21 protein-coding genes, 1 rRNA gene and 1 pseudogene are annotated in these 24,253 nt (G+C 50.5%); 20 read left to right on the top strand and 3 right to left on the bottom strand.

Annotation, left to right across the window (positions count from 1 at the left end; translation table 11 throughout):
- Positions 1-88 precede the first annotated feature (88 nt).
- Positions 89-2,029, bottom strand: a complete 1,941-nt coding sequence (gene csrD / locus OGV65_RS00235) for an RNase E specificity factor CsrD (RefSeq protein ID WP_286454478.1) — start codon at positions 2,027-2,029, stop codon at positions 89-91.
- Between the two features lie 225 nt (positions 2,030-2,254).
- Here csrD and acuI point away from each other — a divergent pair, with 225 nt between their 5' ends.
- The 13 genes and pseudogenes from acuI to OGV65_RS00170 all read left to right on the top strand — a co-directional run bounded on the left by acuI (position 2,255) and on the right by OGV65_RS00170 (position 13,572).
- Complete coding sequence (gene acuI, locus OGV65_RS00230) at positions 2,255-3,229, top strand: acrylyl-CoA reductase (NADPH) (RefSeq protein WP_286454477.1); 975 nt, start codon at positions 2,255-2,257, stop codon at positions 3,227-3,229.
- A 119-nt stretch (positions 3,230-3,348) separates the two neighbouring features.
- The gene (gene msrP, locus OGV65_RS00225) at positions 3,349-4,353 is read left to right on the top strand and encodes a protein-methionine-sulfoxide reductase catalytic subunit MsrP (protein ID WP_016157591.1); all 1,005 of its coding nucleotides are present in this window, start codon (positions 3,349-3,351) and stop codon (positions 4,351-4,353) included.
- Positions 4,354-4,953: a protein-methionine-sulfoxide reductase heme-binding subunit MsrQ gene (msrQ, locus tag OGV65_RS00220; protein ID WP_016157592.1), complete on the top strand. Its 600-nt coding sequence runs from the start codon at positions 4,354-4,356 to the stop codon at positions 4,951-4,953.
- 392 nt (positions 4,954-5,345) lie between these two features.
- On the top strand, positions 5,346-5,816 hold the full coding sequence (accB, locus tag OGV65_RS00215) for an acetyl-CoA carboxylase biotin carboxyl carrier protein (RefSeq protein ID WP_003025210.1): 471 nt from the start codon (positions 5,346-5,348) through the stop codon (positions 5,814-5,816).
- Positions 5,817-5,826: 10 nt separating this feature from the next.
- Positions 5,827-7,176, top strand: a complete 1,350-nt coding sequence (gene accC / locus OGV65_RS00210) for an acetyl-CoA carboxylase biotin carboxylase subunit (protein ID WP_003828838.1) — start codon at positions 5,827-5,829, stop codon at positions 7,174-7,176.
- A 107-nt stretch (positions 7,177-7,283) separates the two neighbouring features.
- On the top strand, positions 7,284-7,526 hold the full coding sequence (locus OGV65_RS00205; protein ID WP_047499777.1) for a YhdT family protein: 243 nt from the start codon (positions 7,284-7,286) through the stop codon (positions 7,524-7,526).
- Positions 7,516-8,967, top strand: a complete 1,452-nt coding sequence (gene panF / locus OGV65_RS00200; RefSeq protein WP_016157593.1) for a sodium/pantothenate symporter — start codon at positions 7,516-7,518, stop codon at positions 8,965-8,967. The genes OGV65_RS00205 and panF overlap by 11 nt, the downstream gene beginning before the upstream one ends.
- Before the next feature lie 12 nt (positions 8,968-8,979).
- Entirely contained in the window at positions 8,980-9,861 is an 882-nt protein-coding gene (gene prmA, locus OGV65_RS00195; RefSeq protein ID WP_047499780.1) for a 50S ribosomal protein L11 methyltransferase, read from the top strand.
- Positions 9,862-9,989: 128 nt separating this feature from the next.
- Positions 9,990-10,766: pseudogene (locus OGV65_RS00190) on the top strand (carbonic anhydrase).
- A 298-nt stretch (positions 10,767-11,064) separates the two neighbouring features.
- Positions 11,065-12,030 carry a tRNA dihydrouridine synthase DusB gene (dusB, locus tag OGV65_RS00185; RefSeq protein ID WP_003025224.1) on the top strand — a complete coding sequence of 322 codons (966 nt, stop codon included), beginning with the start codon at positions 11,065-11,067 and terminating at the stop codon, positions 12,028-12,030.
- Positions 12,031-12,055: 25 nt separating this feature from the next.
- Complete coding sequence (gene fis / locus OGV65_RS00180; protein WP_000462905.1) at positions 12,056-12,352, top strand: DNA-binding transcriptional regulator Fis; 297 nt, start codon at positions 12,056-12,058, stop codon at positions 12,350-12,352.
- An 88-nt stretch (positions 12,353-12,440) separates the two neighbouring features.
- Positions 12,441-13,325: an adenine-specific DNA-methyltransferase gene (gene yhdJ / locus OGV65_RS00175; protein WP_047499792.1), complete on the top strand. Its 885-nt coding sequence runs from the start codon at positions 12,441-12,443 to the stop codon at positions 13,323-13,325.
- An 82-nt stretch (positions 13,326-13,407) separates the two neighbouring features.
- Positions 13,408-13,572 carry a DUF2556 family protein gene (locus tag OGV65_RS00170; protein ID WP_141875717.1) on the top strand — a complete coding sequence of 55 codons (165 nt, stop codon included), beginning with the start codon at positions 13,408-13,410 and terminating at the stop codon, positions 13,570-13,572.
- Positions 13,573-13,618: 46 nt separating this feature from the next.
- Here the strand turns inward: OGV65_RS00170 and envR are convergent, their stop codons facing one another.
- Positions 13,619-14,275 (bottom strand): acrEF/envCD operon transcriptional regulator, encoded by a 657-nt coding sequence (gene envR, locus OGV65_RS00165; RefSeq protein ID WP_047359095.1) that lies wholly within the window; start codon positions 14,273-14,275, stop codon positions 13,619-13,621.
- A gap of 413 nt (positions 14,276-14,688) precedes the next feature.
- Here envR and OGV65_RS00160 point away from each other — a divergent pair, with 413 nt between their 5' ends.
- The 7 genes from OGV65_RS00160 to OGV65_RS00130 all read left to right on the top strand — a co-directional run bounded on the left by OGV65_RS00160 (position 14,689) and on the right by OGV65_RS00130 (position 24,087).
- The gene (locus OGV65_RS00160) at positions 14,689-15,852 is read left to right on the top strand and encodes an efflux RND transporter periplasmic adaptor subunit (protein ID WP_286454475.1); all 1,164 of its coding nucleotides are present in this window, start codon (positions 14,689-14,691) and stop codon (positions 15,850-15,852) included.
- Positions 15,853-15,863: 11 nt separating this feature from the next.
- Positions 15,864-18,977 carry an efflux RND transporter permease subunit gene (locus OGV65_RS00155; RefSeq protein ID WP_047499797.1) on the top strand — a complete coding sequence of 1,038 codons (3,114 nt, stop codon included), beginning with the start codon at positions 15,864-15,866 and terminating at the stop codon, positions 18,975-18,977.
- A gap of 272 nt (positions 18,978-19,249) precedes the next feature.
- Positions 19,250-19,471, top strand: a complete 222-nt coding sequence (locus tag OGV65_RS00150; RefSeq protein WP_003025292.1) for a lipoprotein — start codon at positions 19,250-19,252, stop codon at positions 19,469-19,471.
- A gap of 460 nt (positions 19,472-19,931) precedes the next feature.
- Positions 19,932-20,957: an amino acid ABC transporter substrate-binding protein gene (locus tag OGV65_RS00145; RefSeq protein ID WP_003025295.1), complete on the top strand. Its 1,026-nt coding sequence runs from the start codon at positions 19,932-19,934 to the stop codon at positions 20,955-20,957.
- 69 nt (positions 20,958-21,026) lie between these two features.
- Complete coding sequence (locus OGV65_RS00140) at positions 21,027-22,208, top strand: amino acid ABC transporter permease (RefSeq protein WP_286454474.1); 1,182 nt, start codon at positions 21,027-21,029, stop codon at positions 22,206-22,208.
- A gap of 9 nt (positions 22,209-22,217) precedes the next feature.
- Entirely contained in the window at positions 22,218-23,321 is a 1,104-nt protein-coding gene (locus OGV65_RS00135) for an amino acid ABC transporter permease (protein ID WP_016154731.1), read from the top strand.
- A gap of 7 nt (positions 23,322-23,328) precedes the next feature.
- The gene (locus OGV65_RS00130) at positions 23,329-24,087 is read left to right on the top strand and encodes an amino acid ABC transporter ATP-binding protein (protein WP_016154732.1); all 759 of its coding nucleotides are present in this window, start codon (positions 23,329-23,331) and stop codon (positions 24,085-24,087) included.
- A gap of 84 nt (positions 24,088-24,171) precedes the next feature.
- Here OGV65_RS00130 and rrf read toward each other — a convergent pair.
- Positions 24,172-24,253, bottom strand: a 5S ribosomal RNA gene (rrf, locus tag OGV65_RS25455); the annotation flags it as partial.

Below are 24,253 nucleotides of genomic sequence, written 5' to 3'. Positions count from 1 at the left end.
TTTGCTGTTACAACCTGGCGAGCAGACAAGCACACCCCCAGAAGGCACAGCGCGCGTTATTCTACGTGAAAACGAATTAAACGGCAGGTTAAACCGAGTATCTTTGCGAATATTTTTTCACGTTAGTGTCAAGTGGCTGTGATGCGGCAAAAAAATCCCCTTGCCCACCCGCAACTCCGCGTTCCGTCAGCGTATGCCACTCGCTACGCGAACGAACGCCCGTGGCGTAAACCTGCGTTGGTGTTCCAGAACAAGCCTCCACCAGGCTTTGCACCAGGAGCTGGTTTTCGGTTCGCTTATCAATATTCCTCACCAGGCTTGGATGCAGCTTCAATAACTCAACGTTAAGCTCTTTGATCCAACTGGTGCTCACCAGCGTTAAACCCGCCTGCGTAACGGCAATTCGCACACCCAGCGCATTCATCAATCTGATGACGGGCTGTAACCGGCTGATATGTTGACAGACATCTGCCTCAGCAAGTTCAATAATTATGCGTTTGCGTAATGATTTTTCGCACTGCATCAGCGTATCACGTAGCCAGCGCTGAAAACGTGGGCGAATTAGCGATTCAACCGTTGTCTGCATCGCCAGGTTTTCCTGCGGCCAGTAGCCCAACAGTAAGATCAGACGGCTGATTTGCAGACGGTCATATTCTTCTGCCAGGCCAAACTGCAGGACCATCGGCATATATTCCGCCGAAATAACCTCTTCGCTGCCGTCAAAAATACGGCACATCAGCTCCCGGTGGTGCACCCGTCCTTCACGGGTTACCGCAGGCTTTTGATAAATTCTGGGTCCACCCCGGCTGAGCATCTGTTCGATCAGCGTTCGCCAGCGTACGTTACCCCGACCTTTTTCCGGTAGTGAGTCATCATAGACCGACCAGCTGTTCCCCCCCTGCAATACCGAGTTCCGCGTGGCGGCTTCGGCGTGATCCATCACTTGTTCCGTCGACTGACCGCTGCGGCAAACACAAATGCCAATATGAACCATATCGGCACGGTCGATCATTTTATTAGCCGGAAGCGCATCTACCGCTTTTAATAATTGCCCGGCAATACTTTCCGCCTCTTTCAGCGTGCGATGTGGCAACAGGATGGCAAAATCGCTACGGTGGTAGCGCGCCAGCAACGCGCCCGGATAGCGCGTCAGAAAAGTCGACAACAAATTGATTAGCGTTGAAATTTGTTCTTCAGCAAGGGTAATTCCCCAGCTATCGCGCAGCAGCGTAAAGTCCGGCAGGCGTACCATCATCACGACGCCATGCGATCCCACTTTTTCCTGATCTTCCAGCAGCGTTGCCAGTTGGTTATCAAAGAACAGGCGGTTGCTTAGCCCGGTTTTTGTATCCTGCGCCACATAGGAACGAATCAGCGTATCCAGTCGGCTACGTTGCTCGCGGGCACTTTGAATTTCGGTCAGCAGCATATCGAGCGCGCTACTGGTACGCGCAGGCCATTCATAAACAGTCCCCCGCACGTTCGGTCCACGTTCGCCGTTAAGAATGCGCGTTGAACGAATCTCCAGCAACTCTTGACCTGAAAGCTGACGCTGAAGCCAGCGCACAGACAAAAAGAGCATCAGTATAATGAAAGCAATCGCCAACGTGAGCGGCGCGGTAGTCATCAGCGAATGGAAATAGTTGCCCATGGGATCCTGATAAACCAGACGCAGCGACATGCCCGGGTGTTTGACCAACGGGACGGTGACATCACGATACAGATTGTTCGTCCCCGCCGGGCGGTAGCTGCTGGTTCGGGAGTGGTCATACACCACGTGTTCGCCCTGTAGCAGTTCGACGTGCACGATATCAACCGAAACCATCAGTTCATCGATTTGCGGGGTTAGCGCAACGACATCGCGGGAGACAAGGTGCGTATCAATCGCCGTCGCCACCGCCTGAACACGGGTGGTGAACTTATATTGAATCGCGTTATAGAAACTCAGCGAGCAGCCGATCAGAGTTACGAAGATCGTTAACCCTGTAAGCAGCGTCACAAAAGCTGAAAATTTCGTCGTTAATCGCATCCTTGTGTTAACTCCGACAGTTATGAAACAGGCATGAAAGTGATAAAGCGGCGCGAAAATGCAAAACTGAACGCAAAATCCATCCATTTATACAAACAGTGTGGGCATACTACCAAATTAGGTATATCTGGCAATTTATTGCGCGGAATCGGCATCATGTTTTGATTAGCGAGTATAGTCTTCATTAATAATTTTCCAATCCACTATACGAATTGAGGACAGGTTATGCAGGCTTTGATCTTAGAACAGCAGGACGGAAAAACCCTCGCATCCGTTCAACCCCTCGACGAAAATCAGCTACCGGAAGGCGATGTGACGGTGGATGTCCACTGGTCAAGCCTGAACTATAAAGACGCCCTGGCTATCACCGGCAAGGGTAAAATCATTCGTAATTTTCCGATGATTCCTGGTATCGATTTCGCCGGTACCGTGCGCGCAAGCGAAGATCCCCGTTTTCATGCAGGTCAGGAAGTTTTACTGACCGGCTGGGGCGTGGGTGAAAATCATTGGGGTGGACTGGCCGAACGCGCACGCGTGAAAGGCGACTGGCTGGTTGCGCTGCCACAAGGGCTGGACGGACGTAAAGCCATGGTCATCGGTACCGCTGGCTTTACCGCCATGCTGTGCGTCATGGCGCTTGAAGATGCAGGTATTCGCCCGCAAGACAGTGAGATTGTCGTCACCGGCGCCAGCGGCGGCGTGGGCAGCACGGCCGTGGCGTTACTGCATAAGCTGGGTTATCAGGTTGCGGCGGTTTCGGGTCGCGAAAGCACTCACGACTACCTGAAGAGCCTGGGCGCTAACCGTATCCTTAGCCGCGATGAATTTGCTGAATCTCGCCCGTTGGAAAAACAGCTGTGGGCTGGTGCGGTTGATACCGTTGGCGACAAAGTTCTGGCAAAAGTCCTGGCACAGATGAACTACGGTGGCTGCGTTGCCGCCTGCGGCCTGGCTGGCGGTTTCGCTCTGCCGACGACGGTGATGCCATTCATTCTGCGTAACGTTCGTTTGCAAGGGGTGGACTCGGTGATGACCCCGCCGGCACGCCGGGCAGAAGCCTGGGCGCGTCTGGTTAAGGATCTACCGGACTCTTTCTATGCTCAGGCCGCCACGGAGATTACGCTGGCGGATGCGCCGAAGTTTGCCGATGCCATCATTAATAACCAGGTGCAAGGTCGTACGCTGGTGAAGGTGAAGTAACAAGCTCTGGCGCAGAAATTTACACTTAATTAACGAAATTTCGCGGCATATCTACAGACTCCCTGCCATATTAACTACGCGTCCCCTGTCAGTTATGACGCGTAAGCCGGGAGTCTGTTATGAAGAAATTACGTCCATTTACAGAAGCCGACGTCACTGACGAGTCGGCTTTTTTTATGCAACGCCGCCAGGTACTGAAAGCATTAGGGATCAGCGCCGCCGCGTTGTCTTTCCCCCTCTCTGCGCAGGCTGACCTTCTTAGCTGGTTTAAGGGGAATGACCGCCCGCCCGCGCCCGCGGGTAAGCCGCTTGATTTCAGTAAACCCGCCGCCTGGCAAAATTCGCTTCCTTTAACGCCAGCGGATAAAGTTTCTGGCTACAACAACTTCTATGAGTTCGGTCTCGATAAAGCGGATCCGGCAGCCAATGCTGGCAGTCTGAAAACCGATCCGTGGACGTTAAAAATCAGTGGTGAGGTGGCAAAACCACTCACCCTCGATCACGATGCGCTGACCGCCCGTTTCCCACTGGAAGAACGGATTTACCGGATGCGCTGTGTGGAAGCCTGGTCAATGGTCGTGCCGTGGATTGGTTTTCCGTTACATAAACTGCTGGCGCAGGTTGAACCCACCAGCAACGCAAAATATGTCGCCTTCGAAACGATCTACGCACCGGATGAGATGCCCGGACAAAAAGATCGCTTTATTGGCGGCGGGCTGAAGTATCCCTATGTTGAAGGACTGCGTCTGGATGAAGCTATGCATCCACTCACTCTGCTTACCGTGGGGGTTTATGGAAAAGCTCTTCCTCCACAAAATGGCGCGCCCATTCGCTTAATTGTGCCCTGGAAATACGGATTTAAAGGCATTAAGTCGATCGTGAGTATTAAACTAACCCGCGAACGCCCCCCGACAACCTGGAACCTGGCCGCCCCCAATGAATATGGATTTTATGCCAACGTGAATCCGCATGTCGATCACCCGCGCTGGTCCCAGGCCACTGAACGTTTTATTGGCGCAGGCGGTATTCTGGACGTTCAGCGCCAACCCACGCTGCTGTTTAACGGTTACGCCGACGAGGTCGCTTCGCTGTACCGTGGTCTTAACCTGCAGGAGAATTTTTGAGTGCGCCTGACTGCAAAGCACATTACCGGGCTGAAAGTTTGCCTGCATCTTGCCGGCTTTTTACCGTTTGTCTGGCTATTTTGGGCGGTGAATCACGGTGGTCTGAGCGCAGACCCGGTCAAAGATATCCAGCACTTTACCGGTAGGACAGCTCTGAAATTCTTGCTGGCGACCTTGCTGGTCTCTCCCCTCGCGCGCTACGCTAAACAGCCATTATTGATACGCACACGGCGCCTGTTAGGGCTATGGTGTTTCGCCTGGGCAACGTTGCATTTAACCAGCTACGCACTCCTGGAACTGGGCATTCATAATCTGGCGCTGTTAGGACGGGAATTAATCACGCGACCTTATTTGATGCTGGGCATTGCCAGTTGGGGCATATTATTCGCCCTCACGTTAACCTCCACCCAGTCGGCTCAGCGAAAACTGGGCAAAAATTGGCAGTATTTGCACAACTTCGTCTATCTTGTGGCGATCCTGGCACCCATACATTATCTGTGGTCGGTAAAAATTATCTCCCCTCAACCGATTATTTATGCAGCACTCGCTGTGGTGTTGTTAGCCTGCCGTTACAAGAAGTTTCGCCAGTGGTGGCGGTAGTTTCACGTTATGTGCAGTGCGTTACAAAATGTGGACGATCCGATTTTCTTTACATGTTAACGGTTGATTATCTTCCCTGATAAGACCAGTATTTAGCTGCCAATTGCTACGAAATAGTTATAATGTGCGACTTTGCTATCCTCGGTAGCGTTTTTAGAGCGCTGAAAGGGTGACATTCGCATGTTGAAGGTATATTTTGTCTTTTACCCGAAAATGGCAGAAGATAGCCGCACAATGACTAACAAGTCTGGCAATCTCACTTAATGGCAACCGCACCCAGTGCAATGCCTGAGATGCGTGGCATCTTGTCACTCACTGTTATAAAAATGCTATACAGACGGCGGTAAAACGCTTGTCACAATCTCACTAAACAAAGAGTACGGAACCCACTCATGGATATTCGTAAGATTAAAAAACTGATCGAGCTGGTTGAAGAATCAGGCATCTCCGAACTGGAAATTTCTGAAGGCGAAGAGTCTGTACGCATCAGCCGTGCGGCGCCAGCTGCAAGTTTTCCAATGATGCAACAGGCTTATGCTGCACCAGTGATGCAGCAGCCAGCTCTGTCTAACGCTGTCGCACAAACTGCCTCTCCAAGTATGGAAGCTCCGGCAGCAGCGGAAATCAGTGGTCACATCGTACGCTCCCCAATGGTTGGTACGTTCTACCGCACCCCGAGCCCAGATGCGAAAGCGTTCATCGAAATCGGCCAGAAAGTGAATGCGGGCGATACCCTGTGCATCGTTGAAGCCATGAAAATGATGAACCAGATCGAAGCCGACAAATCCGGCGTAGTGAAAGCGATTCTGGTAGAAAGCGGTCAACCGGTAGAATTTGACGAGCCGCTGGTCGTCATCGAATAACGAGGCGAACATGTTGGATAAAATTGTTATCGCCAACCGCGGTGAGATCGCCCTGCGTATTCTGCGTGCCTGTAAAGAGCTGGGCATCAAGACTGTCGCTGTGCATTCAAGCGCGGATCGCGATTTAAAACACGTATTGCTGGCGGATGAGACGGTCTGTATTGGCCCGGCTCCGTCCGTAAAAAGCTATCTGAACATCCCGGCTATCATTAGCGCTGCTGAAATCACCGGCGCAGTGGCAATTCACCCGGGCTATGGCTTCCTCTCTGAGAATGCCAACTTTGCTGAACAGGTAGAACGTTCCGGCTTTATCTTCATCGGCCCGAAAGCCGACACCATCCGCCTGATGGGCGACAAAGTGTCCGCAATTACCGCGATGAAGAAAGCTGGCGTACCGACAGTCCCAGGCTCTGACGGCCCGCTGGGCGACGACATGGACGCTAACCGCGCTCATGCGAAGCGCATCGGTTATCCAGTTATTATCAAAGCCTCCGGCGGCGGCGGCGGTCGCGGTATGCGCGTCGTGCGCAGCGATGCCGAACTGGCGCAATCCATCTCCATGACCAAAGCGGAAGCGAAAGCGGCTTTCAACAACGACATGGTTTACATGGAGAAGTACCTGGAAAACCCACGCCACATCGAAATTCAGGTGCTGGCGGACGGTCAGGGTAACGCGATTTATCTGGCAGAACGTGACTGCTCCATGCAGCGTCGTCACCAGAAAGTCGTCGAAGAAGCACCAGCACCGGGCATTACTCCGGAACTGCGTCGCTACATCGGCGAGCGTTGCGCCAAAGCGTGCGTTGATATCGGCTATCGCGGGGCAGGTACTTTCGAGTTCCTGTTCGAAAACGGCGAGTTCTACTTCATTGAAATGAACACCCGTATTCAGGTTGAACACCCGGTAACCGAAATGATCACCGGCGTTGACCTGATCAAAGAGCAGCTGCGCATCGCTGCGGGACAACCGCTGTCCATCAAGCAGGATGAAGTTGTGGTTAAAGGCCATGCGGTAGAATGCCGTATCAACGCCGAAGACCCGAACACCTTCCTGCCAAGCCCGGGTAAAATCACGCGTTTCCACGCGCCGGGTGGCTTTGGTGTGCGCTGGGAGTCTCATATTTACGCAGGCTACACCGTACCTCCGTACTATGACTCAATGATCGGTAAGCTGATCTGCTATGGCGAAAACCGCGACGTAGCGATCGCCCGTATGAAAAACGCATTGCAGGAACTGATCATCGACGGTATCAAAACCAACGTTGATCTGCAGATCCGCATCATGAATGACGAGCATTTCCAGCACGGTGGAACCAATATCCACTATCTGGAGAAAAAACTCGGACTTCAGGAAAAGTAAGCGTGCGTTAACTGAAAAGGCCGGAAATTCCGGCCTTTTGTTTTTCTCCCCTCCCGCACGTGCCATAAGGTACAATCCCCGCTTTCTTTATCCACAAGGGACAAAAAATGGACACTCGTTTTGTTCAGGCCCATAAAGAGGCGCGCTGGGCGCTGTGGCTGACCCTTTTATATCTTGCCACATGGTTAGTGGCCGCTTACTTACCAGATTCCACGCTCGGTTTTACCGGCTTACCACACTGGTTCGAAATGGCCTGCCTGCTAACGCCGCTGGTTTTCATCGTGCTGTGCTGGGCGATGGTGAAGTTTATCTATCGCGACATTCCGTTGGAGGATGACGATGCAGCTTGAAGTTATTTTGCCGCTGGTCGCCTATCTGTTGGTGGTCTTCGGTCTTTCCGTTTACGCCATGCGTAAGAGATCGACCGGCACTTTCCTGAATGAATATTTCCTCGGCAGCCGCTCGATGGGCGGGGTCGTATTAGCCATGACGCTAACGGCAACCTACATTAGCGCCAGTTCGTTTATTGGCGGTCCTGGCGCCGCTTACAAATACGGGCTGGGATGGGTGCTGCTGGCGATGATCCAGTTGCCCGCCGTTTGGCTTTCTCTGGGGATTCTTGGTAAGAAATTCGCGATTCTGGCGCGCCGTTATAATGCCGTTACCCTCAACGATATGCTGTTTGCCCGCTACCAGAGTCGCCTGCTTGTGTGGCTGGCAAGCCTTAGCCTGCTGGTCGCGTTTGTCGGAGCAATGACCGTACAGTTTATTGGCGGCGCACGTTTGCTTGAAACCGCTGCAGGTATACCTTACGAAACCGGTTTGCTTATTTTTGGCGTCAGTATCGCATTGTATACGGCGTTCGGCGGTTTTCGCGCCAGCGTACTGAACGATACCATGCAGGGTATGGTGATGCTGATTGGTACTATTGTTCTGCTGGTCGGCGTCGTTCATGCTGCCGGTGGCCTCAGCAATGCGGTGGTAACCCTGCAAACTATCGACCCTAAACTGGTCTCGCCGCAAGGCGCGGATGACATTCTGTCACCCACGTTCATGACCTCATTCTGGGTACTGGTGTGCTTTGGCGTAATTGGGCTGCCGCATACAGCAGTACGCTGCATCTCTTATAAAGACAGCAAAGCTGTACACCGCGGCATTATCATCGGCACCATCGTAGTGGCAATCCTGATGTTTGGTATGCATCTGGCGGGTGCGTTGGGGCGTGCGGTGATCCCTGATCTGACAGTGCCGGATCTGGTTATCCCTACGCTAATGGTCAAAGTATTGCCGCCGGTAGCTGCTGGGATCTTCCTCGCGGCCCCCATGGCCGCGATCATGTCGACGATCAATGCCCAATTGCTGCAAAGTTCCGCTACGATCATTAAGGATCTGTACCTGAACCTGCGTCCGGAACAGCTGAAAAACGAAACCCGGCTGAAGCGCATGTCGGCAGTGATTACCCTGTTGCTCGGCGCGTTACTGCTACTGGCTGCCTGGAAACCACCAGAAATGATTATCTGGCTTAATCTGCTGGCGTTTGGCGGGCTGGAAGCCGTCTTCCTGTGGCCGCTGGTACTGGGCCTGTACTGGGAGCGGGCAAACGCGGCGGGCGCTTTGAGCGCGATGATTATCGGCGGCGTTCTTTATGCCGTACTCGCTACATTTAACATTCAGTACCTGGGTTTCCACCCGATTGTGCCCTCGTTACTGATAAGCTTGCTGGCTTTCCTGATCGGCAACCGTTTCGGTTCTGCCGTCCCGCAAGCCGCCATATTGACTACTGATAAATAAAAGAGTTTTGCCATGCCATGGATCCAACTGAAACTGAACACGACCGGTGCCAACGCTGAAGAGTTGAGCGATGCGCTGATGGAAGCGGGCTCCGTTTCCATTACTTTCCAGGACACGCATGATACGCCGGTATTTGAGCCTCTGCCGGGCGAGACTCGCCTGTGGGGAGATACCGACGTTATCGGCTTGTTCGATGCAGAAACCGACATGAAAGAAGTGGTTGCCATCCTGGAGCAGCATCCGCTGCTGGGTACAGGCTTCGCGCATAAAATCGAACAGCTCGAAGACAAAGACTGGGAACGCGAATGGATGGATAACTTCCACCCGATGCGCTTTGGTGAACGTTTGTGGATTTGCCCAAGCTGGCGCGATGTCCCGGATGAGAATGCCGTCAACGTGATGCTGGACCCGGGTCTGGCGTTTGGTACCGGCACTCACCCCACCACCTCCCTATGCCTGCAATGGCTGGACGGTCTCGATCTTAACGGCAAAACCGTCATCGACTTCGGCTGCGGCTCCGGCATTCTTGCCATTGCGGCACTGAAGCTGGGTGCGGCAAAAGCCATCGGCGTAGACATCGATCCGCAAGCAATTCAGGCCAGCCGTGATAACGCCCAGCGTAATGGCGTTTCTGAGCGTCTGGAGCTTTATCTGCCGAAAGACCAGCCAGAGGCGATGAAAGCCGACGTGGTGGTCGCAAACATCCTCGCAGGCCCATTACGTGAACTGGCACCGTTAATCAGCGTACTGCCCGTTGAGGGCGGTTTACTGGGGCTTTCTGGCATTCTTGCCAGCCAGGCGGAAAGCGTCTGTGAGGCCTATGCCGAACTCTTTACGCTCGATCCGGTTATCGAGAAAGAAGAGTGGTGCCGCATTACCGGTCAGAAAAAATAATCCCTTCCGGCGTGGTTGCCTGACCACGCCATTTTCAGACAATTGACCAGCATACTGAGACGTTCTCCAGCGATATAATAATTTATTGATTTTGTTAATCTTTATATTGATTTTCGTTGAGTAAACGTATGCGCTTCAACCTATTTATCACAACATTACTGACAGCATGCCTGATGCCACTGACCGCGCTGGCCGCGCCATGGGGTTATAGCGGAGAATCTGGTCCCGCACAGTGGGGAGAAATCAGCAAAGAGTATGCAACATGCCAGACCGGAATAAATCAATCACCCATTGATATCCAGACCGCCACAACTCGTAAACTTGGACTTCCTTCACTCAGCATGCAATATGTCGATGGTCCGACAAGATTTCGAAGCATTAACCATACTCTGCGGGCAACAATGAGTAGCTATACCTCAAACTCCATTGAAGTTGATGGAAAGATTTATTATCTAAAACACTTAGATTTTCACGCCCCGAGCGAACATACCTTCAACGGTAAAACCTATCCGCTGGAGTTGCAGTTAGTCCACAAAAATCAAAGCGGAGACATCACTATCGTGGCGGTCATGTTTGACGTCGGCGAACCTAACTAGGCGATTCAAAATCTGTGGGAGTCATTTCCAACCATGGAGGACAACAGTATGCCCATCTTCTCGCCAGTCGATATCAACCAACTTTTACCCGACGATAAAACCTATTGGCGCTATAGCGGTTCGCTAACTACACCTCCCTGTACTGAAGGCGTCAGCTGGACTGTCCTGAAAACGCCTGTTGCCCTTTCAGCCGAACAACTGGATAAATTTCACTACATTGTTGGGCCTGCGAACAATCGTCCACCGCAGCCAGTTAATGAGCGCAAGATCATCGACAGCCATTCAGGAGATACCGAGATCCTGTACTAAAATGAGGTAGAGATCACACAATGGCGAGACAATTTGCTGATTAATTCAGCAGAATATCTTGCCAGCACCTTCTGCGGCTGAAGAAAAAATGAGAAGTTACGCAAAATTATATGTGTATATAAAATCGACACATCTTTATAATGCAATGATTTATATGATTAAATATTTTCATGCGTTCATATTTACGGCAATTCATTGATCCACCTCAGTGGATTGGTCAAAGTTTGGCCTTTCATCTCGTGCGAAAAATGCGTAATATACGCCGCCTTGCAGTCACAGTATGGTCATTTCTTAACTCATGCGCATCGGACAATACCAGCTCAGAAATCGCCTGATCGCAGCACCTATGGCTGGCATCACTGACAGACCATTCAGGACGCTGTGCTATGAGATGGGAGCAGGATTGACGGTATCCGAGATGATGTCTTCTAACCCGCAGGTTTGGGAAAGTGACAAGTCTCGTTTACGGATGGTGCACGTTGATGAGCCAGGAATTCGCACGGTGCAAATTGCCGGTAGCGACCCTGTTGAGATGGCCGATGCCGCACGTATTAACGTGGAAAGCGGCGCCCAGATTATTGATATCAATATGGGGTGTCCGGCTAAAAAAGTGAATCGCAAGCTCGCAGGTTCAGCCCTCTTGCAGTACCCGGATCTAGTGAAATCAATACTAACCGAGGTCGTCAATGCAGTGGACGTTCCTGTCACACTCAAGATTCGCACCGGCTGGGCTCCGGAACACCGTAACTGCGTAGAGATTGCCCAACTGGCTGAAGACTGTGGCATTCAGGCTCTGACCATTCATGGACGCACCCGCGCCTGTTTGTTCAATGGAGATGCTGAGTACGACAGTATTCGGGCAGTTAAGCAGAAAGTTTCCATTCCGATTATCGCGAATGGCGACATTACTGACCCGCATAAAGCCAGAGCTGTACTCGACTATACGGGGGCGGATGCCCTGATGATAGGACGTGCAGCTCAGGGAAGACCCTGGATCTTTCGGGAAATCCAGCATTATCTGGACACTGGGGAGCTGCTGCCCCCGCTGCCTCTGGCAGAGGTGAAGCGCTTGCTTTGTGCGCACGTTCGGGAACTGCACGACTTTTATGGTCAGGCAAAAGGGTACCGAATTGCGCGTAAACACGTATCCTGGTATCTCCAGGAACACGCTCCGGATGACCAGTTTCGGCGCACATTCAACGCCATTGAAGATTCCAGCGAACAGCTGGCGGCGTTGGAGGCATACTTCGAAAATTTTGCGTAAACAGAAATAAAGAGCTGACAGAACTATGTTCGAACAACGCGTAAATTCTGACGTACTGACCGTTTCTACCGTTAACTCTCAGGATCAGGTAACTCAAAAGCCCCTGCGTGACTCGGTTAAACAGGCACTGAAGAACTATTTTGCTCAATTGAATGGTCAGGATGTTAACGATCTCTATGAGCTGGTACTGGCTGAAGTAGAACAGCCCCTGTTGGACATGGTGATGCAATACACCCGCGGTAACCAGACCCGTGCTGCCCTGATGATGGGCATCAACCGTGGTACGCTGCGTAAAAAACTGAAAAAATACGGCATGAACTGATACTAATCAGCGAAATGTTTGTTTTAAAAGGCGCTACTCGGCATGGGGAAGCGCCTTTTTTATTAACGTCACACGGGAGGCTTTGGCGATGAACGCAAGATGTGAACCTGTCTATTTTGGCGATGAATCTAAAAAGATAATCCTGGGTGATGCTCTGACCGAACTGAAAAAGCTGCCGTCTGAAAGCGTCGATCTCATTTTCGCCGACCCACCTTATAACATCGGTAAAGACTTTGACGGGATGGTGGAATCCTGGGACGAAGAGGCCTTTTTGGCATGGCTGTTTGAGTGCATTGACGAGTGCCATCGCATTCTCAAATCACACGGCACCATGTACATCATGAACAGTACGGAGAACATGCCGTACATCGATCTCAAATGCCGCCAGCTCTTTACCATCAAGAGCCGTATCGTGTGGTCATACGATAGCTCCGGGGTGCAGGCCAAAAATTACTTTGGTTCGATGTATGAACCGCTTCTGATGATGGTAAAAGATCAGAAAAACTACACGTTTAATCGTGATGATATTTTGGTTGAAGCCAAAACGGGCGCTAAACGTGCACTGATAGACTACAGAAAGAACCCGCCCCAACCTTACAACCAGAAAAAAGTTCCTGGCAATGTCTGGGAGTTTCCACGCGTTCGTTATCTGATGGACGAATACGAAAATCACCCCACTCAAAAACCCAAAGCCCTCCTTGAACGCATCATTCTGGCTTCCTCCAGTCCAGATGACAGCGTGCTGGATCCGTTTGCCGGTAGCTTCACGACCGGTGCCACTGCCGTGGAATTAGGTCGCAAGTTTGTCGGGATTGAAATCAATGCCGAGTACGTAAAAATGGGGCTCAGAAGAATGAGCATTGGTTCGCATTTTTCAGAGAATGAACTTGCAAAGGTGAAAAAGCGGAAGACAAAAAATCTGTCTAAAAAGAGTCGATTAACAGCAAAGAGCGGCGATCTTTCAGCAAAGTAAAGGCATTGTAAGTCTGCTTTTCAGCTTGCAGATTTCGTGTATATTCCCTGCACGCTTGGGCATGAATACACAGGGTTTGGTAATGATTCGCAAGTATTGGTGGCTGGTTGTTTTTGCGATCTTCGTTTTTCTCTTTGATGCGCTGCTCATTCAGTGGATAGAGCTGATGACAACGGAGCACGATAAGTGCCGGAATATGAATTCAGTGAACCCCCTCAAGCTGGTCAACTGCGTCGACCTCGAATAGCACGACGAAAAATACATCGACAGCCGTCAGGCCCTGGCGGCTAAAACTATCCTGGCTGATTTTCACTCTGCATTAATTGCATTACACAGCCGTCTGGGCTTAACATTTTTAATACGTTATCAACTAATACTGGCGCTTGCCCATACAAATCATAACTCACTGGATTCATTAACCAGTTTTTTATTATTCCGCTAAAGCTACCGTGCAGAATAATGATGATGACATCTAAATCCAGACTGGTAGCAATCAGATTTTCATCCACGCACTTTTGCAGTGAATCACGAATGCTTTGATGACTGAGACCTATTTTATCGCGAATGGTCTGTTCTGATATCATATCGTTATGAAATTCACATTTATGATATAAAATTTGCATTAATGCCTGCTGGCGAGGATTCTGTGCAATATATTGCAATCCCACCACAAACTTTTCACGCAGTCGCTGTAAAGGATTATCACCCCAACGACCAATAAGCTTATCCTGAATAAGATCGCGTAATGAAGGTTGTTGTAACCATAGCGCATTGAACAATTGCGTCTTATTTTCAAAATGCCAATAGAGCGCCCCCCGCGTCACGCTGGCGGCATCCGCAATATCGTTTAACGTCGTATTGCTAACACCACGCACGGCAAACTGCATAATCGCTGTTTCTATCAGGTGCTGTCGTGTTTTGAGGGCATCAGCTTTCGTTTTTCTGGCCATGGTTTCGACTGTCTGAGGTAAGGTAGAGAATGATTAACTTTCTTATCTAATATTTGCTAAACGGAACAAATGTATCACTTAGCGTTTATTTAGACGAGTTCTAAAACAGTTAATTATGGACATTGCACACGAATAAACAAAACAAATAACAACCACCAATATATTCACCAACCAAATACTTATTTCAATATGTATTTATGCGCATCATAGCATTACTATTAAAACCATAATGAAACAACCGAAGATTAATCCTTTTTTGTTTTTACGTGCCGTGTATCGCGCCCATAAATAAGTATTGCTTACATCGCAAGCTAATAATTTGTAGGATAGCCAACCATTATTTTCACTTGTGCGCGTTATCGCCTCTGCGTTACCCGGTTAATAACGAGCGTTCGGTTTTTTAAGGAATAGAAATGACGAAAAATGCCAGGTTTTCACTCCTGCCCTCATTCATCATCATGTCCGCTGTATTACTCGCCGGTTGTAACGATCAGGGAGAAACACAAGCTCACCCCGCAGAGCCGCAGGTGACTGTCCATGTCGTCGAAAAGGCGCCTTTAGCCGTGACGACCGAATTACCAGGGCGCACAACAGCATTTCGTATTGCTGAAGTCCGTCCTCAGGTCAGCGGGATTGTACTTAAACGGAATTTCACCGAGGGAAGCGATGTTGAAGCCGGTCAGTCGCTTTATCAGATCGATCCCGCGACTTACCAGGCCGACTACGACAGCGCCAAAGGCGAACTGGCAAAGAGTGAAGCGGCAGCAGCTATCGCACATTTAACGGTAAAACGTTATGTCCCGCTGGTTGGCACTAAGTACATCAGCCAGCAAGAGTACGATCAGGCCATTGCTGATGCTCGCCAGGCCAATGCCTCCGTTATCGCGGCAAAAGCGGCGGTCGAAAGCGCTCGTATCAACCTGGCCTACACCAAAGTGACATCGCCCATTAGCGGACGTATCGGTAAATCTAACGTCACCGAAGGCGCATTAGTCACGAATGGCCAGGCAACTGAGCTTGCTACCGTGCAACAACTTGATCCTATTTACGTCGACGTAACACAGTCCAGTAATGACTTTATGCGCCTCAAACAGTCCGTTGAGCAAGGGAGCCTGCATAAAGACAGCGCCAGCAGTACCGTCGAACTGGTGATGGAAAATGGTCAGTCGTACCCGCTGAAAGGTGCGTTGCAGTTCTCTGATGTCACCGTTGATGAAAGTACCGGATCCATCACCCTCAGGGCCGTATTCCCTAACCCACAGCACACGCTGCTGCCGGGCATGTTTGTGCGTGCTCGTATTGATGAAGGCGTCCAGCCGAATGCCATTCTCGTTCCCCAACAAGGGGTAACGCGTACGCCACGCAGCGATGCAACGGTGATGGTTGTCAATGACAAGAGTCAGGTCGAGGCTCGCACCGTCGTTGCTACACAGGCGATAGGTGATAAGTGGTTAATCAGCGAGGGCTTACAGCCTGGCGATAAGGTTATCGTCAGCGGATTGCAGAAAGCGCGTCCCGGCGTAAAGGTTAAAGCAACCACCGATACCGAAACTCCAGCCGCAAAAACTGCGCAATAAGGTAACCGGACATGGCTAACTTTTTTATCAATCGCCCTATTTTTGCCTGGGTTCTGGCCATCATTCTGATGATGGCAGGGGCTCTGGCAATCATGCAACTGCCCGTTGCACAGTATCCGACCATTGCACCTCCTGCGGTCGCTATTTCTGCCACCTACCCAGGTGCGGATGCGCAGACAGTACAAGACACGGTTACGCAGGTTATCGAACAGAATATGAACGGTATCGATAACCTGATGTATATGTCCTCCACCAGCGATTCCTCCGGGAGCGTCACCATTACTCTGACTTTCGAGTCGGGTACTGACCCGGATATCGCACAGGTCCAGGTGCAAAACAAATTACAGTTAGCGATGCCCTTACTGCCTCAGGAAGTACAGCAGCAGGGAATCAGCGTCGAGAAATCCAGCAGCGGTTTCCTGATGGTGGCGGGTTTTGTCTCCGATAATAACAATCTGACGCAGGATGATATTTCCGACTATGTGGCGTCTAACGTTAAAGACGCAATAAGCCGAACAGCCGGTGTCGGCGATGTCCAGATGTTTGGTGCACAGTACGCAATGCGCATCTGGCTCGACAGCAATGCAATGAACAAATATCAGTTGACTCCGCTGGACGTTATCAATCAACTGAGAACGCAAAATAATCAGATTGCCGCAGGACAACTGGGAGGCGCGCCATCCGTCCAGGGTCAACAACTTAATGCCTCCATTATTGCTCAGACACGCCTGAAAACGCCGGAAGAGTTTGGTCGCATAACGCTGAAGGTGGGCCAGGATGGCTCAATGGTTCACCTCAGAGATGTAGCCCGCATCGAACTCGGCGGCGAAAACTATAACATGGTGACGAAAATTAATGGTCAGCCTGCAACAGGCCTGGGCATTAAGCTGGCGACCGGTGCAAACGCGCTGGATACTGCCGCTGGCGTCAAAGCAAAGCTGGCTGAGTTACAACCTTTCTTCCCGCAAGGTTTGCAAGTGGTTTACCCCTATGACACTACACCATTTGTAAAAATCTCGATTAACGAGGTGGTGAAAACGCTGTTTGAAGCCATCATCCTCGTCTTCCTGGTGATGTACCTGTTCCTGCAAAATCTGCGCGCCACGCTGATTCCAACTATCGCAGTGCCTGTCGTACTGTTGGGAACATTCGCGATCCTCGCCGCATTCGGATTCTCCATCAACACGCTAACGATGTTCGGAATGGTGCTGGCCATCGGCCTGCTGGTCGATGACGCCATCGTGGTAGTAGAAAACGTCGAACGCGTCATGGCGGAAGAGAAACTGCCGCCCAAAGAGGCGACGCAGAAATCCATGGTCCAGATCCAGGGCGCACTGGTCGGGATCGCGATGGTGCTCTCGGCGGTATTTATCCCCATGGCGTTCTTTGGCGGCTCGACCGGCGCCATTTACCGCCAGTTCTCTCTGACCATTGTTTCAGCGATGGCGCTTTCTGTTCTGGTCGCCCTCATTCTTACGCCAGCGCTTTGCGCAACGCTGCTAAAACCCGTTTCCGCCGGACATGTTGAAAAGAAAGGCGGTTTTTTCGGATGGTTTAACGCCCTGTTCGATAAAAGCGTCGGGCATTACAGCAATAGTATCAGCGGTATTCTGCGCAAAACCGGACGCTACTTGTTGCTATATGTTCTTATCGTCGGCGGAATGGCTGTTTTGTTTTTACGCCTCCCTACCTCCTTCTTGCCCGAAGAGGATCAGGGGGTCTTTATGACAATGGTGCAACTTCCTGCCGGTGCGACACAGACGCGCACACAGCAGGTGCTGGATCAGATTCAGAATTACTACCTGAACCAGGAAAAAGCGAACGTAAAATCGGTGTTCACCGTTAATGGCTTCAGCTTTAGCGGCCAGGGACAGAACTCCGGTATCGTCTTTATTAGCCTCAAACCATGGGAAGAGCGTTCGGGCGATGAAAACGGCGTGACGGCTATCGTCGAACGTGCGACCAGGGCGTTCAGCCAGATTAAAGATGGACTGGTGTTCCCGTTCAACATGCCTGCCATTCTTGAACTGGGTACCGCGACCGGCTTTGATTTTCAGTTAATTGATCAGGCTAACCTCGGTCATACAGAACTGACGAAAGCCCGGAACCAGTTGCTGGGTATGGTGAGAGAACATCCAGATTTGCTGGTGCGCGTGCGCCCTAACGGTCTGGAAGATACCCCGCAATTTAAGCTGGATATTGATCAGGAAAAAGCCCAGGCGTTAGGCGTAAGTCTGTCGGATATAAACCAAACGATTTCCACGGCCCTTGGCGGCACCTATGTGAACGATTTTATCGATCATGGCCGAGTGAAAAAGGTATACGTTCAGGCTGACGCGCCGTTCCGTATGTTACCCAACGACATCAACAATCTCTACGTACGTAGTGGGAATGGTGAAATGGTGCCATTCTCTGCGTTCAGTTCGTCGCATTGGATTTATGGTTCACCCCGCCTGGAGCGTTACAACGGTATGCCATCAATGGAAATACTGGGAGAGGCCGCGCCGGGTCGAAGCACCGGTGAAGCCATGGCGCTCATGGAAAACCTGGCAGCACAGCTGCCAACCGGTATCGGCTATGACTGGACGGGAATGTCATATCAGGAACGGCTCTCCGGCAATCAGGCACCTGCGTTATACGCTATTTCGTTAATCGTTGTCTTCCTGTGTCTCGCCGCATTGTATGAGAGCTGGTCTATTCCATTTTCAGTCATGTTGGTTGTACCGCTTGGCGTGGTCGGTGCGCTTCTGGCGGCGTCCATACGCGGTCTGAATAACGACGTTTACTTCCAGGTAGGTCTGCTGACTACCATCGGTCTTTCCGCCAAAAACGCTATCCTTATCGTGGAGTTTGCTAAAGATCTGATGGATAAAGAAGGTAAAGGGTTAATTGAAGCCACACTGGAGGCATCACGCATGCGTCTTCGTCCAATCCTGATGACATCCCTGGCGTTTATTCTGGGGGTTATGCCTCTTGTTATCAGCCGCGGAGCAGGTAGCGGGGCGCAGAATGCGGTCGGAACAGGCGTAATGGGAGGCATGCTGACCGCGACATTGTTGGCAATCTTCTTCGTCCCCGTCTTCTTCGTTGTCGTCAGACGGCGTTTTAGTCGGCGCAACAATTAATTTGTAAAATAAAGGCGTCTTCGGACGCCTTTTTCACCTAAGATGGCCCTCTTTATTTATTAATAAGATAGCCATTTATTTCTAATAAACCCTTCCTGAAAAACTCGCCAGTCACCTTTCTTTTTATCCATTATTTTTACAATCCACATGAATTGAGATTATTCCTCATGTCAGTCTTTTTTTAAGAAGTGGTAAAATAATCGCCGAGTTCGCAGATGGCTTAGCGTTTGTCTTTGCTCAATTAGCGAAACGCTTATTTTTGAGGTAACACCATGAAAAGATTAATATCCGTTGCATTGCTTACCGCATTCCTGGCCGGCTGTGCACACGATTCTCCTTGCGTACCTGTATACGACGATCAGGGACGCCTGGTTCATACCAATACCTGTATGAAAGGCACCACGCAGGATAACTGGGAAACAGCCGGTGCCATCGCCGGTGGCGCAGCAGCCGTTGCCGGGCTGACGCTTGGGATAGTCGCCCTGACCAAATAAATCTTCTTAAAAGCGCGGTGGGTACCGCGCTTTTTGCAATAAGAATTAAATCTTCATATAAGACAAAACGTTGGTATATAGCACTCAACGTATAATAAAATTATTATAGATTTTCCTCACATACCCACGATTTGAAATTAGCATTTTTTCAGTTCTTCGTAACAGCGCGCTTTCTTTTCATTATTCTCACGTCATCAATATTAACGTACGAAATCGTTATCACGCGTCCGGTTTGATTTTTAAATTTTTTGCGCCGAAATGTGGCTTACGTTTCAATTTTGCACCACTTCAGGGCGCTGCATTTATTTTTTCCTGTCTACACTCTGGATATTGCGTCGAATAATCGTGCGCAAAAACCTGGCACTACCTTTGCTTAAAAGAGTATGGCCATAGCCACAGACAGGTAAAAGACGTTTTCAGAACGTTTCCATAACAATAATTCCTCCACACAGGATGCTCTATGAAAAAGATGATAATAGCCAGCCTGGCAGCGGCCGGCGTGCTGCTTGCGGTTGCAAATCAGGCACATGCCGGCGCAACTCTTGATGCCGTAAAGAAAAAAGGTTTTGTGCAGTGTGGGATCAGTGACGGGTTGCCTGGCTTTTCTTATGCCGATGCAAGCGGTAAGTTCTCAGGTATTGATGTCGACGTATGTCGTGGCGTTGCCTCCGCCGTATTTGGCGATGATAGCAAAGTAAAATATACCCCGCTCACCGCCAAGGAACGCTTTACCGCACTACAATCAGGTGAAGTCGACATGCTCTCTCGTAATACCACCTGGACCTCCTCTCGTGACGCAGGAATGGGAATGTCTTTCACTGGCGTAACGTATTACGACGGCATTGGTTTTCTTACCCACAATAAAGCGGGTCTTAAGAGTGCTAAAGAGCTGGATGGCGCAACGGTTTGTATCCAGGCAGGAACAGATACCGAACTGAACGTGGCTGACTACTTTAAAGCCAACAACATGAAGTACACCCCTGTCACCTTTGACCGCTCGGATGAATCAGCTAAAGCTCTGGAATCTGGACGCTGCGACACGCTGGCTTCCGACCAGTCTCAGTTGTACGCCCTGCGAATCAAGCTGAGTAATCCTGCGGAGTGGATTGTCCTGCCAGAAGTTATTTCTAAAGAACCGCTGGGACCTGTTGTACGTCGTGGAGACGATGAGTGGTTCTCCATTGTTCGCTGGACGCTGTTCGCCATGCTGAATGCGGAAGAAATGGGCGTTAACTCGAAAAACGTCGATGAAAAAGCGGCTAATCCTGCAACGCCGGATATGGCACACCTGTTAGGCAAAGAAGGGGATTATGGCAAGGATCTGAAGCTTGATAACAAATGGGCTTACAACATTATCAAGCAGGTAGGTAACTACTCGGAGATCTTTGAGCGTAACGTGGGATCGGAAAGCCCACTGAAGATCAAACGTGGACAGAACAACCTCTGGAATAACGGTGGCATTCAATATGCGCCACCGGTGCGCTAATGCGTAGTGATGTAACGGGCGCCGCGACTGCGGCGCTCAGTCCAGAGCCATAGTTACCGAGGTTTTCTTATGTTCCATCGCCGCTCAATCGTAAAAGGATCGTTATCCTTTTCTAACCCTGCGGTCCGCGCCTGGTTATTTCAAATACTTGCCGTCATTGCGGTCATCAGCATTGCGGTCTATCTCATCCATAACACGATAAATAACCTGAATAATAGCGGTATTACCTCGGGATTCTCTTTTCTCGATCGCAGCGCCGGATTTGGTATTGTCCAGCATCTGATCGATTACGAGCAAGGCGATACGTATGGCCGTGTCTTTATCGTTGGCCTGCTCAATACGCTATTAGTTTCTGCACTGTGCATTGTTTTCGCATCAATTCTCGGTTTCTTTCTCGGACTGGCACGCCTGTCAGATAACTGGTTATTACGAAAGCTCTCGACGATCTACATCGAAACGTTCCGCAATATACCGCCGCTGCTGCAGATCTTCTTTTGGTATTTCGCCGTATTACGTAACCTGCCCGGCCCACGTCAGGCCGTTAACGCGCTGGACTTGATGTTTCTGAGTAACCGGGGACTCTATATTCCGGCACCGCAAATAGGAGAAGGATTTTTTGCCTTTTGCTGCGCTGTAATTATCACAATCGTCGTCGCTATCGGGCTATTTCGCTACAACAGAATGCACCAGACTAAAACCGGTCAGCTACGCCGGACCTGGCCCACGACTCTGGCGCTGATCGTGCTTTTACCGATGATCTCACAGTGGCTGTTTGGCGCAGCGCTTCACTGGGATATCCCCGCCCTTCGCGGTTTTAACTTCCGTGGCGGTATGGTGCTTATTCCCGAACTGGCTGCCCTGACGCTGGCGCTTTCAGTGTATACCTCGGCGTTTATAGCAGAAATTATTCGAGCGGGAATACAGGCCGTTCCTTATGGCCAACATGAAGCAGCACGCTCGCTGGGTCTGCCAAATCCGGTGACACTGCGCCAGGTGATCATCCCACAGGCGCTGCGCGTCATCATTCCCCCATTAACCAGCCAGTATCTGAATATCGTCAAAAACTCCTCACTTGCGGCCGCTATTGGCTATCCGGATATGGTTTCACTGTTTGCCGGCACGGTACTCAATCAAACAGGGCAAGCCATTGAAACTATTGCTATCACGATGTCGGTGTACCTGATCATCAGCCTGAGCATTTCTCTGCTGATGAATATTTATAACCGCCATATTGCACTGATTGAGCGCTAAGGAGCCATGATGACAAAAGCACTGCTGTCTCACCCCTCGCGTCAGAACAGTAACCCGGCAAGCCGCAGTCTACTCTGGGTGCGTAAAAACCTGTTCTCCAGTTGGTCAAATAGCCTGCTCACGCTGCTGTGCATTTGGCTGATTTGGTCATTTCTTCCGCCACTGCTGAACTGGGTATTCTTTCAGGCCAACTGGGTCGGTTCAACCCGCGCAGACTGCACCAAAGCAGGGGCTTGCTGGGTGTTCATTCATGAACGCTTTGGGCAATTCATGTATGGACTTTATCCCCACGATCAGCGCTGGCGCGTAAATCTGGCCCTGATCATTGGCCTGGCCTCTATCGTCCCTATGTTCTGGAAATCTATTCCTCACCGTGGCCGCTATATCGCCGTCTGGGCCGTCGTTTATCCCGTGGTGGTCTGGTGGTTGATGTACGGTGGTTTTTTCGGACTTGAGCGCGTAGAAACCCGACAGTGGGGCGGATTAACACTGACGCTTATCATTGCATCCGTGGGGATTGCGGGCGCGCTTCCGTGGGGTATTTTACTGGCGCTTGGACGCCGGTCTCATATGCCAGTAGTGCGGATTTTATCCGTCATTTTCATTGAGTTCTGGCGCGGTGTACCGTTGATTACCGTCCTTTTTATGTCCTCGGTCATGCTTCCTCTGTTTATGTCCGAAGGGACCAGTATCGACAAACTTATCCGGGCGCTGGTCGGCGTGATTCTTTTCCAGTCGGCGTATGTCGCAGAAGTGGTTCGCGGAGGGTTACAGGCCCTACCAAAAGGTCAGTATGAAGCCGCTGAATCACTGGCGTTAGGGTACTGGAAAACGCAAGGGCTGGTCATTCTTCCGCAAGCCCTCAAGCTGGTTATTCCGGGTCTGGTTAACACGATTATCGCCCTGTTTAAGGATACCAGTCTGGTCATCATCATCGGCCTGTTTGATCTCTTCAGTAGCGTGCAGCAGGCAACTGTGGACCCTGCATGGTTGGGTATGTCGACGGAAGGATATGTTTTCGCTGCACTGATTTACTGGATCTTCTGTTTTAGCATGTCGCGTTACAGCCAACATCTGGAAAAACGTTTTAACACCGGGCGTACACCGCACTGAGGAATTTATGAGCCAATTATTAATGCCGTCTACCGACGCGATGATTACGCTGGAAAACGTCAACAAATGGTACGGACAGTTTCACGTCCTGAAAAACATCAACCTGAAGGTAAAGCAGGGAGAACGCATCGTATTATGCGGACCTTCCGGTTCGGGTAAATCGACAACTATCCGCTGTATCAACCATCTTGAAGAGCATCAGCAAGGACGTATTGTGGTGGATGGGATCGAACTCAATGAAGATATCCGCAATATTGAGCGCGTCAGACAAGAAGTTGGCATGGTTTTTCAGCACTTTAATCTCTTTCCTCATTTGACGGTCCTGCAAAACTGCACGCTGGCACCGATCTGGGTGCAAAAGATGCCAAAAAAAGAGGCTGAAGCTCTGGCAATGCACTACCTTGAGCGAGTTCGCATTGCTGAACATGCGCATAAATATCCTGGGCAAATCTCTGGTGGGCAGCAACAGCGCGTAGCCATTGCACGCTCACTGTGCATGAAACCCAAAATCATGTTATTCGATGAACCCACATCAGCGTTGGATCCTGAAATGGTAAAAGAAGTGCTTGATACCATGATAGGTCTGGCACAATCAGGCATGACCATGCTGTGTGTTACCCATGAAATGGGCTTTGCCCGTACAGTGGCCGACCGGGTGATCTTTATGGATCTTGGCGAGATTGTTGAACAGGCAGCACCGGATGAGTTTTTTGCTCACCCCAAATCTGAACGCACTCGTGCGTTTTTGTCGCAGGTTATTCATTAAAGTCATGCGCCGGATACAGCCCGGCGTTTAACAGATAAAACAAAAGGCCCGGTCTTTCGACTGGGCCTTTTGTTTTTATTTGATGTCTGGCAGTTCCCTACTCTCGCATGGGGAGACCCCACACTACCATCGGCGCTACGGCGTTTCACTTCTGAGTTCGGCATGG

The organism is Citrobacter sp. Cb004, assembly GCF_030337065.1.
GTDB lineage: Bacteria > Pseudomonadota > Gammaproteobacteria > Enterobacterales > Enterobacteriaceae > Citrobacter > Citrobacter braakii.
This window is presented reverse-complemented; position numbering and strand designations above follow the sequence as displayed.